The organism is Mycobacterium sp., assembly GCF_052145595.1.
Lineage (GTDB): Bacteria > Actinomycetota > Actinomycetes > Mycobacteriales > Mycobacteriaceae > Mycobacterium.
In genome coordinates this window covers 1-18,726 of the sequence record NZ_JBKQOI010000300.1, presented here as the reverse complement: position 1 = coordinate 18,726, position 18,726 = coordinate 1, and the positions used below count along the sequence as shown (strand labels likewise).

The following is an 18,726-nucleotide window of genomic DNA, read 5'->3' as shown; positions in this document are numbered from 1 at the left end:
CAAGCAGGGACACGGCGAGCCGAACCCGACCTGGATCCTGGTCGGTAACGAGGTCACCCGCCGCATCGCCGCCAAGATCGACGGCGTCGCCGGCGGCACCTGGGGGGAGCTGTTCAATATCCCGCTGACCGCCCACTTTCTCGGTGGCGCGGTGATCGGGGACGGCCCCGAGCACGGGGTCATCGACCCCTATCACCGGGTGCATGGCTATCCGTCGCTGCTGGTGACCGACGGCGCCGCCATCTCGGCGAACCTGGGCGTCAACCCGTCGCTGTCCATCGCCGCGCAGGCCGAGCGGGCCGCCTCGCTGTGGCCGAACAAGGGCGCGAACGATCAGCGGCCTTTGCAGGGCGACACCTACCGCAGGCTGGCCCCGATCTCGCCCGCGCACCCGGTGGTACCCCTCGGCGCACCGGGCGCGCTGCGTTGGCTGCCGATCGATCCGGTCAGCACGGGGGGCTGACGCGTCAGCTTGCGATCGCCTCGAGCGGTGCGCCGCTGATCACCCGGCTGCGCTGCCCGTACACGTTGACGGGCACGTCGCCCATCAGGGTGACCCGGTGCATCAGCCGGGGCTGGTCGTCATAGTCGTCTACTGCCCGGTGCTGGGTCGCCCGGTTGTCCCACATGGCAACGTCGCCCGGCGCCCAGTTCCAGCGGATGGTGTTCTCGGGCATGGTGATTCGTCGCTGCAGCAATTCCAGCAGCGCGCTTGACTCGTGGCTGTCCAGGCCGACGAAGCCGCGCACGAAATCTCCCAACAGCAGGGTGCGTTCACCGGTCTCCGGGTGCACCCGCACCACCGGGTGTTCGGTCCGGAAGTCCGGCTTTTCGAACGCCTGCCGGAACGCGTGCTGCGCGTCGGTCAATGCTTCGGGCGTGACGTAGTCGTGGCGGTTGCTGTGCAGTGCCCACAGGTTGTCGACGAGGCACATGAGCGGTTCGGGCAGGTCGTCATAGGCCGCCGCGGTCGAGGCCCACAGGGTCGACCCGCCATAGCTGGGCAGGGTGACCGCGCGCAGGATCGAGGCCGCGGGGTAGTTCGCGGCGAAGGTGACGTCGGTATGCCAACGGTTGGCCTTGCCGTATTCGGAGTTGATCGGCGTGATTACCGGCGCGTTCCTGGCGGCGAGCACAGCGGCGGCCGGGTGGCCGATCGGGGTGCCCAGCAGGCCGGCGAACGCGAGTTGCTGCTCGTCGTCGAGGTGGTGCTGGTGGCGGAAGAAGATCACCTTGTGGGTGAGCAGCGCCTGGTGGATCTTCTCGAGTGCGGCCTGGTCGAGGTCGCCTCCGAGGCGCACCCCGTCGATCCGCGCCCCGATACGGCTTCCCAACTTGGTGATTGTCATCTGACCGATCATTGTCCTCCTTTTTAACGAATTCGAGTGTAGTCAACTGACTACATCAGCTAGTGTAGTCACATGACTACACGTTCGGCAACCCCCGGCCCGAAGTCGCCCACCGGACGGGAAGAGGTAGCGGCGGCGATCTTGGATGCCGCCACCGAGCTATTCGCCGAGCGCGGACCGGCCGCGACGTCGATCCGCGATATCGCCGCCCGTTCGAAGGTCAATCACGGACTGGTGTTCCGTCACTTCGGCACCAAGGAACAACTGGTCGGTGCCGTGCTCGATCACCTGGGCACGAACCTGAGCGATCTGCTGCGGTCCGGCGCGCCGCCCGACGTCCTCGAACCGGCACTCGATCGGCAGATGCGGGTCATGGCCCGCACCGTGCTCGACGGGTATCCGGCCGGGCAGTTGCAGAAACGCTTTCCCAACATCGCAGCCTTGCTCGACTGGGTGCGGCCACTCCACGACAACGACGCCAGTGCGCGGCTGGCGGTCGCCAATGCCCTTGCGCTGCAATTCGGTTGGCGGCTGTTTGAGCCGATCCTGCGCTCGGCGACCGGGCTCGACGAGCTGACGGACGCCGAACTACGGCAGGCCATCTCCGACGGGGTGGCCCGCGTCGTCGAACCTCATTGACGCCGGGTTACGGCGCGCCGGTGCGTCGGCTCGCGGCCCGGCGGCTGCTGCGGTGTCGGCAGCAGTGGCTTGCGGGTGCGCACCGCGATGGTCGTCGGTGAATCGGTTTTGAGCGTGACTTCTTCACCGGCGTGCCGGATGGTCAACTCGTGATCGGGCCCGTCGCGCACCGTGTAGGTGACGTCGGAGTGGTTGACGTCGACGGTTAGCCGGAAGTCTCGCCACCGCAGCCGGAACCGCAGCCGCGAAATCCCATCGGGCAGTAGGGGATCGACGGCCAGGATGCCCTCGTCGTCGCGCAGCCCACCGAAGCCCGCGACCAGCGCCATCCAGGCACCGGCGAGCGAGGCCATGTGCAACCCGTCGCGGGTGTTGTGGTGCAGATCGCGCAGGTCGATCAGCGCGGCCTCGTACGCGTAGTCATGGGCCAGCTCCAGATGCCCGACCTCGGCGCACATGACCGCCTGTGTGCAGGCGGACAGCGACGAGTCGCGCACCATGCGCCGCTCGTAGTAGTCGACGTTGCGCGCCTTCTGTTCGGGTGTGAACGCGTGGCTCTGCCACTGCATCGCCAACACGAGGTCGGCCTGCTTGATCACCTGGGCCGGGTAGAGCCGCACGTAGGCCTCGTGCAACAGCAACGGATAGGTCTTGTTGGCTTCGAAGTCCCACTCCGCCAGGGTGGTGAACCCCGCGCACTGCTGATGGACCCCCAGCTCGGCGTCGTAGGGAATGTTGGCGGCGTCGGCCGCGTCGCGCCAGGCGGAGGTCTCTTCGGTCGTGACGCCCATCGCCTGGGCCGCATCGGGGTGGCGGTTGCAGGCGTCGGCGGCGGTGACCAGGTTGTGTGCCGCCATCAGATTCGTGAAGACGTTGTCGCGGACGATCGCCGTGTACTCGTCGGGACCGGTGACGCCGTCGAGGTGCCAGACGCCGTGCCGGTCATGGTGCCCGAGCGAGATCCACAGCCGGGCGGTCTCGATCAGCACATTGAGGCCGCACTCCTCCTCCAGCGCGTGGTCGCCGGTGACGGTGCGGTACCGCTCGAATGCCATGGCGACGTCGGCGTTGATGTGCCAGGCCGCCGTGCCGGCCGGCCAGTAAGCCGAGCACTCCTGTCCGCGGATGGTTCGCCACGGAAAGCTGGCGCCCTTGAGGCCGAGTTCGGCCGCCCGGTCCCTGGCGAGGTCCAAGGTCGACGCTCGCCACCGCAGCGCATCGGCGACCGCGTGCGGCGCGGTGTAGGTGAGCACCGGCAACACGTAAGCCTCGGTGTCCCAGAAGGCGTGGCCGTCGTAGCCGGTTCCGGTGAGACCTTTGGCCGGGATCGCCCGGCGTTCGGCGCGGGCGCTGGCCTGCAGCAGGTGAAACAGCCCGAATCGGACCGCCTGTTGGGATTCGGGGTCGCCCTCGACCTCGACGTCTGCGCTTTCCCAGAAGTCATCGAGGTAGGCCCGTTGCGAATCCAGCAGCCCTTGCCATCCGCTGTAGCTGGCGCTGTGCAGTGCGGCGGCAGCCTGGTCGCGCAGCGCCGGGCGAGAGCGCGTGCTGGACCAGCCATACGCCAGGTATTTGACGATGCGCAGCTGCTGTCCCGGACGCAGCCCGCAGATCACGGTGGTCCGGGCCAAGTCGGCACGCGCATCGGTGGTGACCTCGACTCGTCCGGGAACCTCGATCTCGTGTTCCATCGCGGCGGCCATCATCAGAGCGCTGCTGCGGGTCCGGTGCATGAGAAGTGCTCCCCGCTCGGCCATTTCGTGTTCGACGGCCTCGAGCGGGTTCCTCAGTATGGCCGACACCCGCGGATCACCCGAGGTCTCGGGCTGGTCCTCGTTGGTGACGAGTTCGGACTGCACCGTCACCCGAGCGAACTCCTCGACCGCCTCGACGACGTACTCGATGGCGGCGATGCCGCGTTGGGCCAGCGACACCAGCCGGGTGGACACAACCTTGACCTGCTTGCCCGCGGGTGAGCTCCAATGCGCGCGACGAGTCAGTGTCCCGGCGCGCAGGTCGAGAACCCGCTCGTGGGAGATCAACTTGCCGTATCGGACGTCGAACGGCTCGTCCTCGACGAACAGGCGAAAAATCTTGCCGTTGGTGACGTCGACGATCGTTTGGCCGGCCTCGGGATATCCATATCCGGCCTCGGCGTAGGGCAGCGGCCGGATTTCGAAGAAGGAGTTCAAATAGGTGCCCGGCAGGCCGTACGGCTCGCCCTCGTCGAGGTTGCCGCGCAATCCGAGGTGCCCATTGGACAAGGAGAACAACGATTCCGACTGGGCCAGCAGGTTCAAGTCGAGCTGGGTCTCGCGGACCTGCCACGGTTCGACGGGGAATGCCTCCTCGGTGATCATGACGGCAGCAGGTCGGCGAGATCGGTGACCACCACATCGGCGCCGTTGCGGCGCAAATCTTCGGCCTGGCCCACTCGGTCGACGCCCACCACGAAGCCGAAGTTACCGGCGCGGCCGGCCTGCACGCCCGACAATGCGTCTTCGAATACGGCCGCGGCGTCGGGGCCGACGCCCAGCAACTGTGCCCCGCGCAGGTAGGAGTCGGGGGCCGGTTTGCCCGCGATGTTTTCTTCGCGCAGGGTGATGCCGTCCACCCGCTGCTGAACGAACCGGTCGAGGCCGGTGATCTCGAGTACGTCGCGAGTGTTGGCGCTGGATGACACCACGGCAACACCCAGACCCGCGTCCGAGACCGCCTCCAGATAGCGCCGCGAACCGTCGAACACCTCGACGCCGTCGTCATGCAGAATCTTCTGAAACATCTCGTTCTTGCGGTTTCCCAGGCCGTATATCGTCTCGGCGCTGTCGGGATCATCCGGACTGCCGTCGGGCAGATCGATTCCCCGGCTGCGCAGGAACGACCGGACCCCGTCCTCGCGTTTCTTGCCGTCTACGTATGTCCGGTAGTCCGCGGCCGCGTCGAAGGGGACGAACTTTTCTCCCGTTCGCTTGGCCCGGTCGGATAGGTAGGCGTCGAACATGACCTTCCAGGCCTTGGTATGCACGCTCGCGGTATCGGTGAGCACGCCGTCGAGGTCGAACAGACAGGCACGCACCTTCTCGGGCAGACCCAGCACGGTGCACCTCACTCTCGGGTGTCGGCGGAGTAGTCGGGCGATATCCACCTCACCATGCCGAGCGGTGCGCCGCCAACGATCACCGAGTGTTGCGACGCCGGACCGGCAGCCAGCATGCCGCCAATGGGACCGTGGTGAGCAATCCAAGCGCGACTACTCCCGCCAGGTGCTGGTGCTGGTCACGCATGGCGACGGCCATGACGAGCATGGCGCCGAAGCGCGCGGAGTTCGCGGTGAGATTGAAATCAAGGAACAGTCGGTTCGCGAGCGGGTCTCCGGCCGAGCGGAACAGAAATAGTGCCCAGACTATGTAGACGGTGGAGAACATGACGGCGACGGGGTCGACGCCGTCTCCCCAGTCGAAGAGCCGAGCGAACGGGGGCGGCAACCCGTTGATGTGATGCGTAGACGCGAGAATCAAGTCAGGCACGAAGAACAGCAGATACCCGACCGCGGTCAGTCGAACCATGATGGGAAGCCAGGATGCCGCGCGGCTCGGTTGAGTTTGCTTCATCCGATCGCTCTGCCGACGCCCTGGATGGCGCGAAGACGTCCGTCCGCCAGAGCGTGGGTAAGGTTTTCGGCCTTTCGCTTGAAGTCGGTGACGAAGGCGTGCAGACCCAATGGATTGGCGGGCTGGGCCAGGATGGCTTGCATGAGCGCGGTGGCCTGGTCGGTGAGGTCGTTCCAGTGCTCGACCGCGAATCCGGCGGACTCGACAAGCGCGCGCAATTCGTCGGAGGTGACCAGATGGCTGCGGGCGGGTTGGTCGGCCCACGGCACGGGATAGTCGAGTTCGCGGCCGCGCTCACCGATTGTGATGTCCCACATGGCAAGCCGGCCCCCGACGACCAGCACTCGACGCGCTTCGGAATATAGGCGCGACTTGTCGGCCACGTTCATCTGGACGTGCTGGCTGATAGCGACATCGAAAGTGCCCTCGGCAAAGGGAAGTTCGGTGACGTCGGCCTGACGAACCGATATCCGGCCGTCGAGTCCGACGAGTCGATTCAGCCAGCGGTTCGTTTCGCAGTATTCGTCGGTGAGATCCACCGCGGTAACCGGGCAGCCGTAGCGGTCGGCGACGTAGCGGGCGGTGCCGCCGACCCCGCTGCCGGCGTCGAGCACCTTGCTGTCACTTGTGATCTGAGCCAGGTCCACCAGTTGGCTGGTGGCGTAACGGCCCATGGTGTGGAAGTCCTCGAGCAGACCCAGGTCGGCGGGTTCAAGGTGGTCGAGGTCCTTTCCGGCGGCGGTCAGCGCCCGCCCGATGTTGTGCCGCGACAGGCCGGTCGAGTACTGGTTTTGGACTGTGTCGTTCATCTCTGACCTTTCGGTTCGGACCGTTAGCGGACGTGGGCCCATGCGGTGATGAGGGGAGGCATCGTGATGAGGGCGTTGGCCGCAAGTGCCTCCCGGCGGAATCGCGGCACGAAGTTGTCGATGTCCGCGAGCTCGTCGATGGTGAAGCCCCGCTGCTGTGCGATGGGGGATACCAACCGCCACACTTCCGCGGCGTAGGCCAAGATGTTGGTTTCGGCGGCGGTACCGATCGGTGTGCCATGGGTCAGCTGCGGCGCACCGAGCCCGGCCCCGGCAAAGATCGTGTGCAACTTCGTGCCAAACCGCGGACTGAGCCCCATCGCCTCGAAGGCGCGGGCGATCCCCTCCGTTACCTGCGCGAACAGCGGGATGTCCGGGATACTGCGCGCCCCGTTGATGTCGTTCTCCGAGAACGCGACAACGCCGCCCGATCGCACGAATGAGCTGAGGTGCCGCAGCGTGGCGGCCGGGTCGGGCAAGTGCATCAGGATCAACCGGCCGATTACCGCGTCGACCGGTTCATCCGGGGCGATCGCGTCAATTGCGGCTTGAATGAAACGCACCGCGGACAAGCCCTGCTCGGCGGCGCGGGCGCGGGCCAGTTCGATCATCTGCGGCGCGGCGTCCACACCGAGCACGGTTCCGGATGGGCCGACCAGCCGGGCGGCGATCAACGACACGTCGCCGGGCCCGCATCCGACATCGAGCACCCGCATGCCCGGCCGCAGCCCGGCGAGCCGCAGCGCGTGCTCCGTGTAGTCGTTATACAGCTGTCCTTGCAGGAGCAGCCGCTGCACCTCCACGTCGGCATGGCCCAGGACATAGGTGCTCCCGCTCGCTGCGGCAGATGGCGTCGTATTCATCGTGTTTGTGCCCTTTCTGGCTCGGCGGCTGCGGCGTGCTCGGTCCGCCAGAACGCGGATTCGCCGGAAAGCCGGGGATGCGCGGGCTGAGGATGCTGTTGGAGTCGGTCGAACTTGTCCAGCCGGTGCATCGGCACGACTCCGGTCAACATGAAATCCCAGACTTGGCGGAAGAGATTGGCTGCGGTACGGCGGGATTCCGGGCCGTTGACGTAACGGCGTGCGATCGTCAGAAAGTCTTCGGGTTCGACGCCGGCAACGTCACGGACATGCGTGGTCGGGCCGCCCACTTCAAAGGTTCCCAGGGCGTACTCGGGCAGGTAGTGGCGCAGGCTGGACTCGAAGTACCGGTCGGCGCCGAGTCGTTTGGCGTTGACGCGCACAGCACGCATGAACATCCATGGGGGAATGTCGATGTGGCGCACGCGCCGGCCCAACGCCGCACCGATCGCGTCGGCGATCTCCGCTCCGGTCAGCAGCGTCGGTCCCGTCGGGCGGTAGGCGCGGCCGTCATGGCGGTGCGGGTCTAGTAGCGCACCCACCGCAACGCGGGCGATGTCTTCGTTGGAGGGCGGCGCATTTCGGCCCGACCCGGTCGGCGTCGGCAACACTCCCAACTGAGCGGCGAGTGGCACCAGCTGCAGGTAGTTGTCGGCGAAGTATCCCGGATCGACCGCCACGTGTGCGGTGTCCGGCAGCAGCCCGAACAACTTGTCGGTCAGCCAGGCATGCCGGGTCATCAGCGATGGATGCTCGGGGCTGGCCAGCCATTGCCCCAGCGCCACCACCGCTTCGGTGCCGCTGCGCCGCGCGGCTACGGCAAAGGCGACCGCGCTGTCGAGCGCATGGGGATGGTATGGAGGGTTGAAGTACAGCCGGTCGACCCCGTCCATCGCGGCCGTGACCTCTTGGATGTCAAACATATCGGCGATTACGACCTCAGCGCCCAGGTCCCGCAACCGGGCGCTGCGCGCGTCGTCGCGATGCACCATGGCCCTGGTCTTGACGCCCTTTTCCAGCAGTTGGGCGGCGACCGCGCCGCCGATCCTGCCCGTGGCACCGGTTACCAACACGCGACGGTTCATCGGATTTTCCTTTCCAGTTGGTGCGCCGGCAATAACCAGCCGACGACGATCGCGGCGACCAGCGCGATGCCCGCGCATACCAGCGTGCTCACCTGCAGGCCGTCCAGGAATGCGTGATTGACCGCGTCGCGGACATAGCCGGCTCGTTGCGCGGGTAGCTGCTCGATCACTGTGTGCGCCAGAGCCATTGAGTGCCGCATCTGTTCGGCGGGCAGTCCCGTCAACGCGGCCGCCGCGCCGAGATGTCCGGAATACACCGAGGCAAAGATGCTGCCGGCGATGGCAACTCCGAGGGTGCCCCCAAGTTCGCGCGTGGTGTCGTTGACGGCCGAGCCGACACCGGCCTTGTCCACGGACAGGGATCCCATGATCGCCTCCGTCGCCGGCGCCGTCGTCAGGCCGAGGCCGCCGCCGAGCAGCAGCATCTCCATCGCGATCTGGCTATAGGGCGTTGCCGCGTCCGCCGTCGACGACCACGCCAGACCGGCGGCGAACACGGTGAGCCCGGCGGCCACGACGGCGGTGGTGCCGACCCGTTCGACCAGCCGGGGGCCCGCGATGCTGGCCAGCGCGATCGATCCGGCAACGGGCAGCAACCGAACGCCGCTCTCAAATGCGGTGTAGTCCTTGATGAATTGGAAGTACTGGGTGATGACGAAGATGAAGCCGAACAAGGTCAGAAAGCCCGCGGTCACTGCCAGGCTACCACCGGAGAACCGACGGTTGAAAAATACCGAGACGTCCAGCATGGGATGAGTGCTGCGCCGCTCCCAGAGCGCGAACCCGGTGAGAACTGTTGCGGCCACCAGGAAGCCGGTCGCGGTCCGGGTGCTGGTCCATCCCCACGTGGGCGCTTCGATGACCGTGTAGACAAGTGTCGTGATTCCGGCCGCGGACAGGATCAGGCCGGGGACATCGACGCGGGGCGCCGCCGGATCGCGCGAGGTCGGAACGAACAAGATGCCGCCGATGATGGCCAGCGCCGCGATCGGAATGTTCACCATGAAGATCGAGCCCCACCAGAAGTGCTCGAGCAACCAGCCGCCGCTGATCGGTCCCACGGCCACCCCGACACCCACCATGGCCGCCCACAGTCCGATCACCTTGGCGCGAGGTACCGGGTCGGTGAAGATGTTGGTGATCAGCCCCAGCGTGGTCGGGAAGATCACCGCCGCGCCCACGCCCATGGCGGCGCGCGCCGCGATCAGCTGATCCGCGGAGTTCACCTGTGCCGCAATGCCTGAGGTGACCGCGAACAGCGCGAGACCCGAATTCAGCCAGCCACGCCTACCGTAGCGGTCGCTGAGGCTGCCGGCCGATAGCATCAGGCCGGCCATGACCAGGGTGTATGCGTCGACGATCCATTGCAGCTGCGCGGTGTCGGCGCCGAGTTGGCGCGACAGCGTGGGCAGCGCGACGTTGACGATGGTGGTGTCGACGCTGATGACGAAGGCGCCGAGGCAGATGACGGCAAGCGCGGGGACCGGGTGGTTGCGGAACACGGGGCCTATTTGCATAGACAAGACAGTAAAAATGTAAGACAAATAAATCAAGTACTAAGTTGAAAAAGACGTCTGGAGCTGCTAGGGTCGAGTGGTGCCGACCCGCAGGAACTACAACCAGAACTGCCCGATCGCGCGCGGGCTCGATGTCCTGGGTGAGCGGTGGACATTGCTGATTCTGCGCGAGCTGGTCGGCGGACCCCGCCGCTACGGTGATCTGCGCGATGAGTTGCCCGGTATCGCAACCAATCTGCTCGCCGAGCGGCTCAAAGAACTACACGACGCCGGGCTCGTCGACCGAGCCGACCTACCCGCCCCGATCGGGCGTACGGTGTACACCCTCAGCGACATGGGTTGGCAGCGGGTACTGCCCGTCTTGCAGAGCATTGCGTGGTTTGGCCTGGACCGGCTCGATCCGGTCGAGGATGGCCCCGCGTCGCCATTGAACGGGTTCCTGGCCGGAATTCTGCTGGGCTTCAACTCGGGTAGTACCGCCGGATTGGAGGCGACCTGCCGCGCCGAGATCGACGGCCGCCGTTTTGAGTTCACCGTAACGCAAGGCCGCCTGGCCGGCGCTCACGGCGAGCCTTCGGTGACGCTCACCGCCAGCGCGGCAGACCTCGTCACCGCCCGCCTGGGGGCGAGCGAGGCCAAGCGCAAGGCGGCGCTGCGGCGCGTCGACTTCAAAGGCGACCCGGATGCCGTCGACGCACTGCGTCAGGCGTTCTCGCTGTGAGCCGACTCCTCGTTACCAAGGCGGTCGTCGCCAGCCACTACACTTTCTGCCGTGGCCGAACCCGCTGACGTCGACGGGCATGCAACGCCTGCTCAACCGGTGCTTGTCGTCGACTTCGGCGCGCAGTATGCGCAGTTGATCGCCCGCCGGGTCCGCGAGGCACGGGTTTTCTCCGAGGTCATCCCGCACACGGCCTCGATCGAGGAGATCAAGGCCCGTCAACCGGTGGCGCTCGTCCTTTCCGGCGGACCTGCCAGTGTCTACGCCGAAGGCGCTCCGCAAATCGATCCGGCGCTGTTCGACCTTGGGCTGCCGGTGTTCGGCATCTGCTATGGGTTCCAGGCCATGGCGCAGGCGCTGGGCGGGACGGTCGCCCATACCGGCACTCGCGAGTATGGCCGCACTGAGCTGAAAGTCCTTGGTGGCGATCTGCATTCAGGGCTGCCCAGTGTCCAGCCGGTCTGGATGAGCCACGGCGACGCGGTCACGGCCGCGCCGGATGGATTCGACGTGGTGGCCAGCAGCGCGGGTGCGGCGGTGGCCGGCTTCGAGAACCGGGACCGGCGTCTGGCCGGGGTGCAGTACCACCCAGAGGTGATGCACACCCCGCACGGGCAACAGGTACTCAGCCGGTTCCTGCACGACTTCGCCGGGCTCGGCGCGGACTGGACGCCCGCCCACATCGCCGGTGCCCTGATCGAGCAGGTGCGTGCTCAGGTCGGCGACGGCCACGCGATCTGCGGGCTGTCCGGCGGTGTGGATTCCGCGGTGGCGGCGGCGCTGGTGCAGCGCGCCATCGGAGACCGGTTGACCTGTGTCTTCGTCGACCACGGGCTGTTGCGCGCCGGCGAGCGCGCGCAGGTGCAGCGCGATTTCGTGGCCGCCACCGGCGCCAATCTGGTCACCGTCGACGCGGCGGACACCTTCCTTCAGGCGCTGGTGGGGGTGACCAATCCCGAGGGCAAGCGCAAGATCATCGGGCGCCAGTTCATCCGGGCCTTCGAGAGTGCGGTGCGGGATGTCTTGGGAGACAAGCCGGTTGAGTTCCTGGTGCAGGGCACGCTGTATCCGGACGTGGTGGAGTCCGGCGGGGGCAGCGGCACCGCGAACATCAAGAGCCACCACAACGTCGGCGGCCTGCCGGGCGATTTGAAGTTCAAACTCGTCGAGCCGCTGCGGCTGCTGTTCAAAGACGAGGTGCGCGCGGTCGGGCGGGAGTTGGGCCTGCCGGAGGAAATCGTTGCGCGCCAGCCATTTCCGGGGCCGGGACTGGGCATCCGGATCGTCGGCGAGGTCACCGCGCAGCGGCTGGACACGCTGCGGCGCGCCGACTCGATCGCGCGCGAGGAGCTGACCGCGGCGGGCCTGGACAACCAGATCTGGCAGTGCCCGGTGGTGCTGCTGGCCGACGTCCGCTCGGTCGGTGTGCAGGGCGACAACCGCACCTACGGCCACCCGATCGTGCTGCGGCCGGTGTCCAGCGAGGACGCCATGACCGCCGACTGGACCCGGGTTCCCTACGAGGTGCTGGAGCGCATCTCGACCCGCATCACCAACGAGGTGGCCGAGGTCAACCGCGTGGTGCTGGACATCACCAGTAAACCGCCCGGCACCATCGAGTGGGAGTAGCCCGACGACGATGCAGGCCGCGTAGTGGCCTGAGAGGAGTCGGGCAAATCGAGGGTAGGTTCGCGCGGGGCGGCTTTCACGACACTTAACCAGTGGCGAAGACACGCCGACGCGAATCGCACTGGTTTAAGTCTGGACGAATTCACGCGTTTCGCGCCCCATTAGTCACAGCAGTACCGGGGGTTCTCACGCCGCTTGACGGTTGGCTTGACGGGCTCCAAAGGCGGGTGTTTACTCGACCCTATCGAACATACTTTCGAAAAAGTATTGGTCAAGAGTGGTCGGGAGGCCAAGTCATGACTGCGGCTTTCGTCTCCGATCAACGGCAGGAAAACCGTGCTGAGCAGCTCGAATCGCTGCGCCGGAAGATTGCTGTGATGTCCGGGACGGTCGTCGCCCGCGCCGATGACCTGCTGCCGGAATCGGAATCCCAGCTGGCGCTCCCGCGGTGGCTTGCGGAGTCGCTGCCGGTGCCGTTGCCGCGGGGAACGGTGGCGGTGCTGTCGGGAGCCCGATCACTGCTGTTGAGCATGGTGGCCGCGGTAACGGCGGCCGGGGGCAACGTGGCAATCGTCGGCCAGCCGGATATCGGACTGCTGGCCGCTGTGGAGATGGGGGCGGATCTGAGCCGGCTCGCGGTGATACCGGATCCCGGAACCGATCCGGTGGAGGTGGCCGCGGTGCTCATCGACGGCATGGACCTGGTGGTGCTCGGTCTGAGCGGGCGCCTGGTCCCGCAGACACGGGCACGGGCTGTGGTGGCCCGCGCCCGCCATAAAGGCTGCACCCTGCTGGTCACCGACGGCGACTGGCAAGGGGCGCCGACGCGGCTTGCGGCCCGGGTCTGTGGCTACGAGATCACGGCGGGTGGCCGGGGCGGATTCGGGCGGATCAGCGGGGTACGGCTGCAGGTCAGCGGGGTGTGTGCGGGACGGACGATTGGCCGGGTGCGGGCCGGGTGAGTGCAGATGAGTTTCGTGGCCTCCCGAGTGTTGGCGATCTGGTGCATGGACTGGCCCGCGGTCGCGGCGGCGGCGGCAGCGGGCCAGCCCGCGACGGCCCCGGTCGCGGTCACTCTGGCCAACCGGGTGATCGCCTGCTCGTCGGCCGCCCGTGCGGCGGGAGTGCGGCGAGGGCTGCGGCGCCGGGAGGCGGCGGCGCGGTGCCCGCAACTGCACGTCGTGACCGCCGACGCCGACCGCGACGCCCGCTTCTTCGAAGGGGTCGTCGCGGCGGTGGACGACCTGGTGCCCCACGCCGAGGTGCTGCGGCCCGGGCTCTTGGTGTTGCCGGTGCGCGGGGCGGCCCGCTTTTTCGGGTCCGAGGCCCACGCCGCCGAACGGCTGATCGACGCGGTGGCCGCGGCCGGCGCCGAATGTCAGGTCGGGATCGCCGACCAGTTGTCCACCGCGGTCTACGCCGCGCGTGCGGGCCGGGTGGTAGAGCCGGGAAGCGACGCGCGGTTTCTGTCGGCGCTGTCGATCCGGCAGCTTGCCGCCGAGCCCAGCCTGTCCGGTCCTGGGCGAGAAGACCTGACGGATCTGTTGTGGCGGCTGGGGATTCGCACCATCGGGCAGTTCGCCGCGCTGACCCGTCCCGATGTGGCCTCCCGGTTCGGCGCCGACGGGGTGACCGCGCACCGGTTAGCCCGCGGCGAACCCGAGCGGGGACCGTCCGGGCGGGAGCCGCCGCCGGAACTCGAGGCCGTGCTGGACTGCGATCCGCCGATCGACCGGGTCGATGCCGCGGCGTTCGCCGGGCGCTCGTTGGCCGGCACGCTGCACCAGGCGCTGATGGCCGCCGGAGTGGGCTGCACCCGGCTGGCCATTCACGCCGTCACCGCCAACGGCGAAGAGCTGACCCGGGTGTGGCGGTGCGCCGAGCCGTTGACCGAGGACGCCACCGCCGACCGGGTGCGCTGGCAGCTGGACGGGTGGCTGTGCAATCGGACCTCTCAGGACCGCCCCACCGCACCGGTGACGTTGCTCCGGCTGCAGGCGGTGGAGGTGGTGTCCGCCGAGGCGCTGCAGCTGCCGTTATGGGGTGGGCTCGGTGAGGAGGACAGGCTTCGGGCCCGTCGGGCGCTGGTGCGGGTGCAGGGCTTGCTCGGCCCGGAGGCGGTGCGGGTGCCGGTGCTCTCCGGCGGTCGCGGGCCGGCCGAACGCATCACGTTGACCCCGTTGGGCGACGAGCCGGTACCGCGGGCCGACCCGGGTCTGCCGTGGCCCGGCCAACTGCCCGAGCCGTCACCGGCCGTGCTCCTCGATGACCCGGTGGAATTGCTTGATGCCCGAGGAAATCCGGTGCGGGTGACCAGCAGGGGGATGTTCTCCGCCGACCCGGCGCGACTGGTCGCCCGCGGTCGCGACGATCCGCTGCGCTGGTGGGCCGGACCCTGGCCGGTCGACGAGCGGTGGTGGGACGACGGGCCTGTGGCCGGTCAAGGGGCCGGACAAGGGGGGAGCCGCACCGCCCGCGCTCAGGTATTGCTGGAGGGCGAGCGTGCGCTGCTGCTGTGCTATCGCCAGCGGCGCTGGTACCTCGAGGGAAGTTATGAGTAAAGCCGGCACAATCCCTTTGCGCTCGGCGAGGGTCAGCCGAGCCGGCGCGCGAACGGTCCGACCCGTTCGATGAACCGGTCGAAGAACACCGCCGGGTCCACATCAACGCCGATCAGCGCGTTGGGTTTCCGGCGTCCCGACCAGTCGGTCACCGTCATGCCACGGGTCAGGGTCCCGGTCAACTCGACGTCCACCGTCGCCGGACGGGTCGCGATGAGTTCCGGATCCAGCGCTACCGCGGCGGCCAACGGGTCATGCAGATGCGCCAGGTATCCGTGCCCATTGTCGCTGTAGGCCTCCAAGTAGAACCGCATCGCGTCCTCGATCACCCGAATCAGGGGATTGGACGCCGTCGAACGGGTGCCGCGTTCGTCGCGCTCGCTCAGCGCGGTGGTCGTCGACTGCGCGGCGGCGGCCAGTCTCGTGAGGTGTTCCGGTGTCATCGCGACTTTGCGGGTCAGGTCCAAGCCGCACAAGATCGGAAGCCGCTGCAGCCCAAGAGAATTAACGGAACAGGCCCCCAATACCTCGGCCGCTGCCTCGGGGTCCACGCTGATATTCCATTCCGCCACGACGGTGGTGTTGCCGCGGTGGTCATAGGAGCCACCCATGATCACCAGCCGGCGCAACAGCGTCGGCAACGCGGGTTCGGCTCGCAGCGCCAGCGCCAGGTTGGTCAACGGGCCGGTCGCCACGCCGATCAGTTCGCCGGGAAAGGCATGTGCGGCACGCACCCAGGCGGTCGCGGAGTCGTAGCCGGTGAGCTGCCGATCGGTCGGCGGCAGGTCGGCATACCCCAAGCCCCTGGGCCCGTGCACCCTCGAGGGAGTGCGCATCGGGCCGCTCAGGGTTTCGTCGGAGCCCTTGGACACCGGGACGCCGGTGATCCCGCACAGCTCGAGCAGGCCCAAGTTGTTCGCGCAAACTTGTTTTACCGCAACATTTCCGCTGGTCGATGCGATGCCGACCACCTCTGCGTCAGCACTGGCCAGCAAGTACACCAACGCCAACGCGTCATCGACGCCGGTGTCGACGTCGACGAAAATCGGTAACCTACCGGTCTCGCCCACCGCAGAATCGTACGATCACCAGTGCACTCCGGGAACAAGGCGGATCGCCTTTCTGACCGGCTTGGGAAACTGCATGCGCGCGACGGCGCGGACCGGACGCTTCGGCCGGCGCCGCACCGGCGGACGGTCCTTGGTCGCTTCGGTGGTCGCAGGTGACGAAACTCCGCGCGCCGCAGCCGAATCGGGGTAGCCCAGGTAGAGCTGATGCAGAATTCGCCGCGAAGTCCTCGGCGTGAAGTAGTTGCCGATTCCGGCGAGCGTGCCCAGCGGGGTATCGATGCGCACCGGCTTCTCGACGAGGCCGCGAACCACCATCGCCGCCGCGCGCTCGGGGCTGATCGGCGGCACGGAGTTGAGCCGGTGTGACGGCGCGATCATGGGTGTGGCGACCAGCGGCATGTGGATGTTGGTGAACGTGACGTGGTCGGACAGCGTCTCCGACGCGACGACGTCGGCGAACGCGTCCAGTGCCGCCTTGGTGGGCAGATACGAGCTGTATTTGGGGTTGCGGGCGAGCACGCTGGCGCTGGAGACGTTGACCACGTGACCGAACCGGCGCTCACGCCAGTGCGGCAGCAACGCCAGCACCATCCGCACCGCGCCAAAGTAGTTGACCGCCATCACCCGTTCGTAGTCGTGCAGCCGGTCGGTGGAGTTGACCACCGAACGGCGGATCGACCGGCCGGCGTTGTTCACCAGGTAGTCGACGTGGTCGAAGCGGCCCAGGATGTCTTTGATGGTGTGCTCCACCGACGTGGAGTCGGTGACATCGCAGGTGAAGGCATATGCCTGCCCGCCGTTGGCGCGGATCTCGGCGACCAGCCGGTCCAGCGCCTCGGCGTTGCGGGCCAGCGCGAACACCGTTGCGCCCCGCTCCGCGACGGCGATCGCCGACGCCCGCCCGATGCCGCTGGATGCGCCGGTGATGATCACGTGCCGGCCCTGCAGCGGTCCTTTGGGATCGTCACGACGCGCACGATCGGGGTCGAGGTGCTCGGCCCAGTACCGCCACAGTTTGGGGGCATAGCCGGCGAACTCGGGGACTTCGATGCCCGTGCCCCGCAGTGCTTTCCGGGTCTCGTCGCTGACGAACGTGGGCCTCAGGTCGACGAGGTCGAAAACCTCGGCGGGGATCCCCAGTTGGGTGGCCGCCATGTTGCGCAGCACCCGGGTGCGCCCGCGCACCTTGAGCACCGGCGCAGCCACCGAGCGGGGCAGCGACCCGCGCAGTGGCGGCAGTCCGGCCGCCTTGGCAACGCCGCGGTAAATGCCACGCAGTCCAACGGTTTTCGGTGCGGTGAGGTGGAAGGTTCGTCCGTCCCAGGAAGTTGAGCCGTCGGCGTGCATGAGTGCGACGAGCGCGTCGACGACGAAGTCGACCGGGACGATGTTGGTGCGCCCGGTGTCGGGCAGCAGCATTGGGGTCAACGACGGCAATACGGCCAACTTGGCCAGCACGCCGAAGAAGTAGTACGGCCCGTCGACCTTGTCCATCTCCCCGGTGCGGGAATCGCCCACCACCACGGCCGGCCGGTAGATGCGGTAGCGCAGCCCGGGCGTCGACCGCACCAGCAGCTCGGCTTCGAACTTCGTCCGGTGATACGCGGTCGGCAGCTGCTGGCCGACGTCGAAGTCGTCTTCGGTGTACTCGCCGGCGAAGTCGCCCGCCACGGCGATCGACGACACGTGGTGCAAGGTGGCGTCCAGCCGCTGCGCCAAGTCGATCACGGAGCGGGTGCCCTCGACGTTGGCGGCCCGTTGCTCGGCCTCACCCGCGGTGATGTCATAGATCGCCGCGCAGTGCACCACATGATCGACCTGGCCCAGCTCGGCGAGGGTCTCGTCGCTCAGCGCCAGCTCCGGCAACTCGCCGACCAGGGGTTTCGAACGTTCACCCCACTCCGCCGCGAGGCGTTCGAAGCGTCCCAGCGACTGCCGGCGGACCAACACCCAGACCTGCGCGTCCGGCCGGGTTTCCAGCAGACGAGATACGACGCGGCGACCAATAAACCCGGTACCGGCGGTAACGACATAGCGCATGCAGCCATCGTTGCGGCTCGCGGCCGCTCACGTCAACCGTGCTGTTGGGCTTAGCCGGTGAAGTTGCGGATGCCGTCCCAGTCCTCCAGCGTCCAGCCGGTCATCGGGTTGCCGGTGATGACCACGCGCCCGACGTTGGGCAGTGGATGGCTGGTCGCCAGGCTGTCCTTGGCGTTCTTCGTGTTCATCAGCGTCCAGTACTCGATGGCGTACAAATGCGAGAACACCACCGGGTTGTTGTGGCCGCTGTTGTAGATCTTGTTGACGGCTGCGGTGAACCGCTCGTTGAACTCCTTGCCGGTGATAGAGCCGGGGATGCTGTTTTGGAGGTCGCCTCGAAGCCAGTCCGCGGGCGCCAGCAGGTAGGTCGAGGGGGCCGTCGAAACCGGCTTGCCCTCGAACCAGCCGGCGTTGATCTCTTGCAGGCCGGGCAGCACCTCCACCTGCTTGCCGAGCTCGGCGGCCAACGGCGCGGCGGTTTGTTGGGTTCGCACCATGGTCGAGGCGTAAACGGCGTCGTAGTGTTCGCGGGCAAGCTCGCGTGCGACCTGTTCGGCTTGGTCTTTGCCCTCCGGGGTCAGGCCCGGACCGGGTTCGCTGGTGTCGAGGATCCCGCTCGCGTTGGACTCGGACTGGGCGTGCCGGACGAACGTCAACGTAATGCTGCGTGCCTGCGGTGATCCGCCGCAGGCAGCGACGATTATCGTTGCGGCGAGCACGGCCACCGCCTTCGAGGCCTTCCTGATCATGCTGCGCTTGGCCATGCCGATAGCCTGCCCTGCCGACTGTGTCGGTGGGAAGGGTTTGCGATCGTTAGGTGCAGAAAATCCTC

Annotated in this window: 17 protein-coding genes; 6 read left to right on the top strand and 11 right to left on the bottom strand. The window is 67.4% G+C overall.

The annotated features are described in order from the left end of the window. A partial coding sequence (locus ACLP4W_RS25560; RefSeq protein WP_442390182.1) for a GMC oxidoreductase occupies positions 1–463 on the top strand: 463 nt, incomplete at its 5' end. A 4-nt stretch (positions 464–467) separates the two neighbouring features. On the opposite strand, the gene ACLP4W_RS25555 is transcribed toward ACLP4W_RS25560, so the two are convergent. Continuing rightward, positions 468–1,361 (bottom strand): TauD/TfdA dioxygenase family protein, encoded by an 894-nt coding sequence (locus ACLP4W_RS25555; RefSeq protein WP_442390181.1) that lies wholly within the window; start codon positions 1,359–1,361, stop codon positions 468–470. 60 nt (positions 1,362–1,421) lie between these two features. On the opposite strand from ACLP4W_RS25555, the gene ACLP4W_RS25550 reads away from it, so the two are divergent. After that, positions 1,422–1,988, top strand: coding sequence for a TetR/AcrR family transcriptional regulator (locus ACLP4W_RS25550; RefSeq protein ID WP_442390180.1), 567 nt, complete (start codon positions 1,422–1,424; stop codon positions 1,986–1,988). On the opposite strand, the gene ACLP4W_RS25545 is transcribed toward ACLP4W_RS25550, so the two are convergent. The 7 genes from ACLP4W_RS25545 to ACLP4W_RS25515 are packed head-to-tail and all read right to left on the bottom strand — an operon-like array spanning position 1,982 to position 9,873. Then, entirely contained in the window at positions 1,982–4,348 is a 2,367-nt protein-coding gene (locus ACLP4W_RS25545) for a glycoside hydrolase family 65 protein (protein ID WP_442390179.1), read from the bottom strand. The two genes, ACLP4W_RS25550 and ACLP4W_RS25545, sit on opposite strands and share 7 nt — an antisense overlap. Continuing rightward, positions 4,345–5,127 carry a beta-phosphoglucomutase family hydrolase gene (locus ACLP4W_RS25540; protein ID WP_442390183.1) on the bottom strand — a complete coding sequence of 261 codons (783 nt, stop codon included), beginning with the start codon at positions 5,125–5,127 and terminating at the stop codon, positions 4,345–4,347. Before ACLP4W_RS25540 ends, ACLP4W_RS25545 begins: the two co-directional genes overlap by 4 nt. 37 nt (positions 5,128–5,164) lie before the next feature. Beyond that, complete coding sequence (locus ACLP4W_RS25535; RefSeq protein ID WP_442390178.1) at positions 5,165–5,599, bottom strand: hypothetical protein; 435 nt, start codon at positions 5,597–5,599, stop codon at positions 5,165–5,167. Next, entirely contained in the window at positions 5,596–6,408 is an 813-nt protein-coding gene (locus ACLP4W_RS25530) for a class I SAM-dependent methyltransferase (RefSeq protein WP_442390177.1), read from the bottom strand. Before ACLP4W_RS25530 ends, ACLP4W_RS25535 begins: the two co-directional genes overlap by 4 nt. A gap of 23 nt (positions 6,409–6,431) precedes the next feature. After that, the gene (locus ACLP4W_RS25525) at positions 6,432–7,271 is read right to left on the bottom strand and encodes a class I SAM-dependent methyltransferase (RefSeq protein WP_442390176.1); all 840 of its coding nucleotides are present in this window, start codon (positions 7,269–7,271) and stop codon (positions 6,432–6,434) included. Beyond that, positions 7,268–8,356 (bottom strand): NmrA family NAD(P)-binding protein, encoded by a 1,089-nt coding sequence (locus ACLP4W_RS25520; protein WP_442390175.1) that lies wholly within the window; start codon positions 8,354–8,356, stop codon positions 7,268–7,270. Before ACLP4W_RS25520 ends, ACLP4W_RS25525 begins: the two co-directional genes overlap by 4 nt. Continuing rightward, positions 8,353–9,873 carry an MFS transporter gene (locus ACLP4W_RS25515; RefSeq protein ID WP_442390174.1) on the bottom strand — a complete coding sequence of 507 codons (1,521 nt, stop codon included), beginning with the start codon at positions 9,871–9,873 and terminating at the stop codon, positions 8,353–8,355. Before ACLP4W_RS25515 ends, ACLP4W_RS25520 begins: the two co-directional genes overlap by 4 nt. A gap of 79 nt (positions 9,874–9,952) precedes the next feature. On the opposite strand from ACLP4W_RS25515, the gene ACLP4W_RS25510 reads away from it, so the two are divergent. From ACLP4W_RS25510 to ACLP4W_RS25495, 4 genes are all read left to right on the top strand, one after another. Then, positions 9,953–10,594, top strand: a complete 642-nt coding sequence (locus ACLP4W_RS25510) for a winged helix-turn-helix transcriptional regulator (protein ID WP_442390173.1) — start codon at positions 9,953–9,955, stop codon at positions 10,592–10,594. Between the two features lie 51 nt (positions 10,595–10,645). Beyond that, positions 10,646–12,223, top strand: coding sequence for a glutamine-hydrolyzing GMP synthase (gene guaA / locus ACLP4W_RS25505; protein WP_442390172.1), 1,578 nt, complete (start codon positions 10,646–10,648; stop codon positions 12,221–12,223). A 296-nt stretch (positions 12,224–12,519) separates the two neighbouring features. Beyond that, positions 12,520–13,185: a hypothetical protein gene (locus ACLP4W_RS25500; protein ID WP_442390171.1), complete on the top strand. Its 666-nt coding sequence runs from the start codon at positions 12,520–12,522 to the stop codon at positions 13,183–13,185. Positions 13,186–13,191: 6 nt separating this feature from the next. Further along, positions 13,192–14,784 carry a DNA polymerase Y family protein gene (locus ACLP4W_RS25495; RefSeq protein WP_442390170.1) on the top strand — a complete coding sequence of 531 codons (1,593 nt, stop codon included), beginning with the start codon at positions 13,192–13,194 and terminating at the stop codon, positions 14,782–14,784. A gap of 32 nt (positions 14,785–14,816) precedes the next feature. On the opposite strand, the gene ACLP4W_RS25490 is transcribed toward ACLP4W_RS25495, so the two are convergent. Genes ACLP4W_RS25490 through ACLP4W_RS25480 form a run of 3 tightly spaced genes read right to left on the bottom strand, consistent with a single transcriptional unit; the run spans position 14,817 to position 18,658 of the window. After that, complete coding sequence (locus ACLP4W_RS25490) at positions 14,817–15,854, bottom strand: nucleoside hydrolase (RefSeq protein ID WP_442390169.1); 1,038 nt, start codon at positions 15,852–15,854, stop codon at positions 14,817–14,819. A gap of 15 nt (positions 15,855–15,869) precedes the next feature. After that, positions 15,870–17,894 carry an SDR family oxidoreductase gene (locus ACLP4W_RS25485; protein WP_442390168.1) on the bottom strand — a complete coding sequence of 675 codons (2,025 nt, stop codon included), beginning with the start codon at positions 17,892–17,894 and terminating at the stop codon, positions 15,870–15,872. Between the two features lie 50 nt (positions 17,895–17,944). Next, positions 17,945–18,658, bottom strand: coding sequence for a histidine phosphatase family protein (locus ACLP4W_RS25480; RefSeq protein ID WP_442390167.1), 714 nt, complete (start codon positions 18,656–18,658; stop codon positions 17,945–17,947). Positions 18,659–18,726 lie beyond the last annotated feature (68 nt).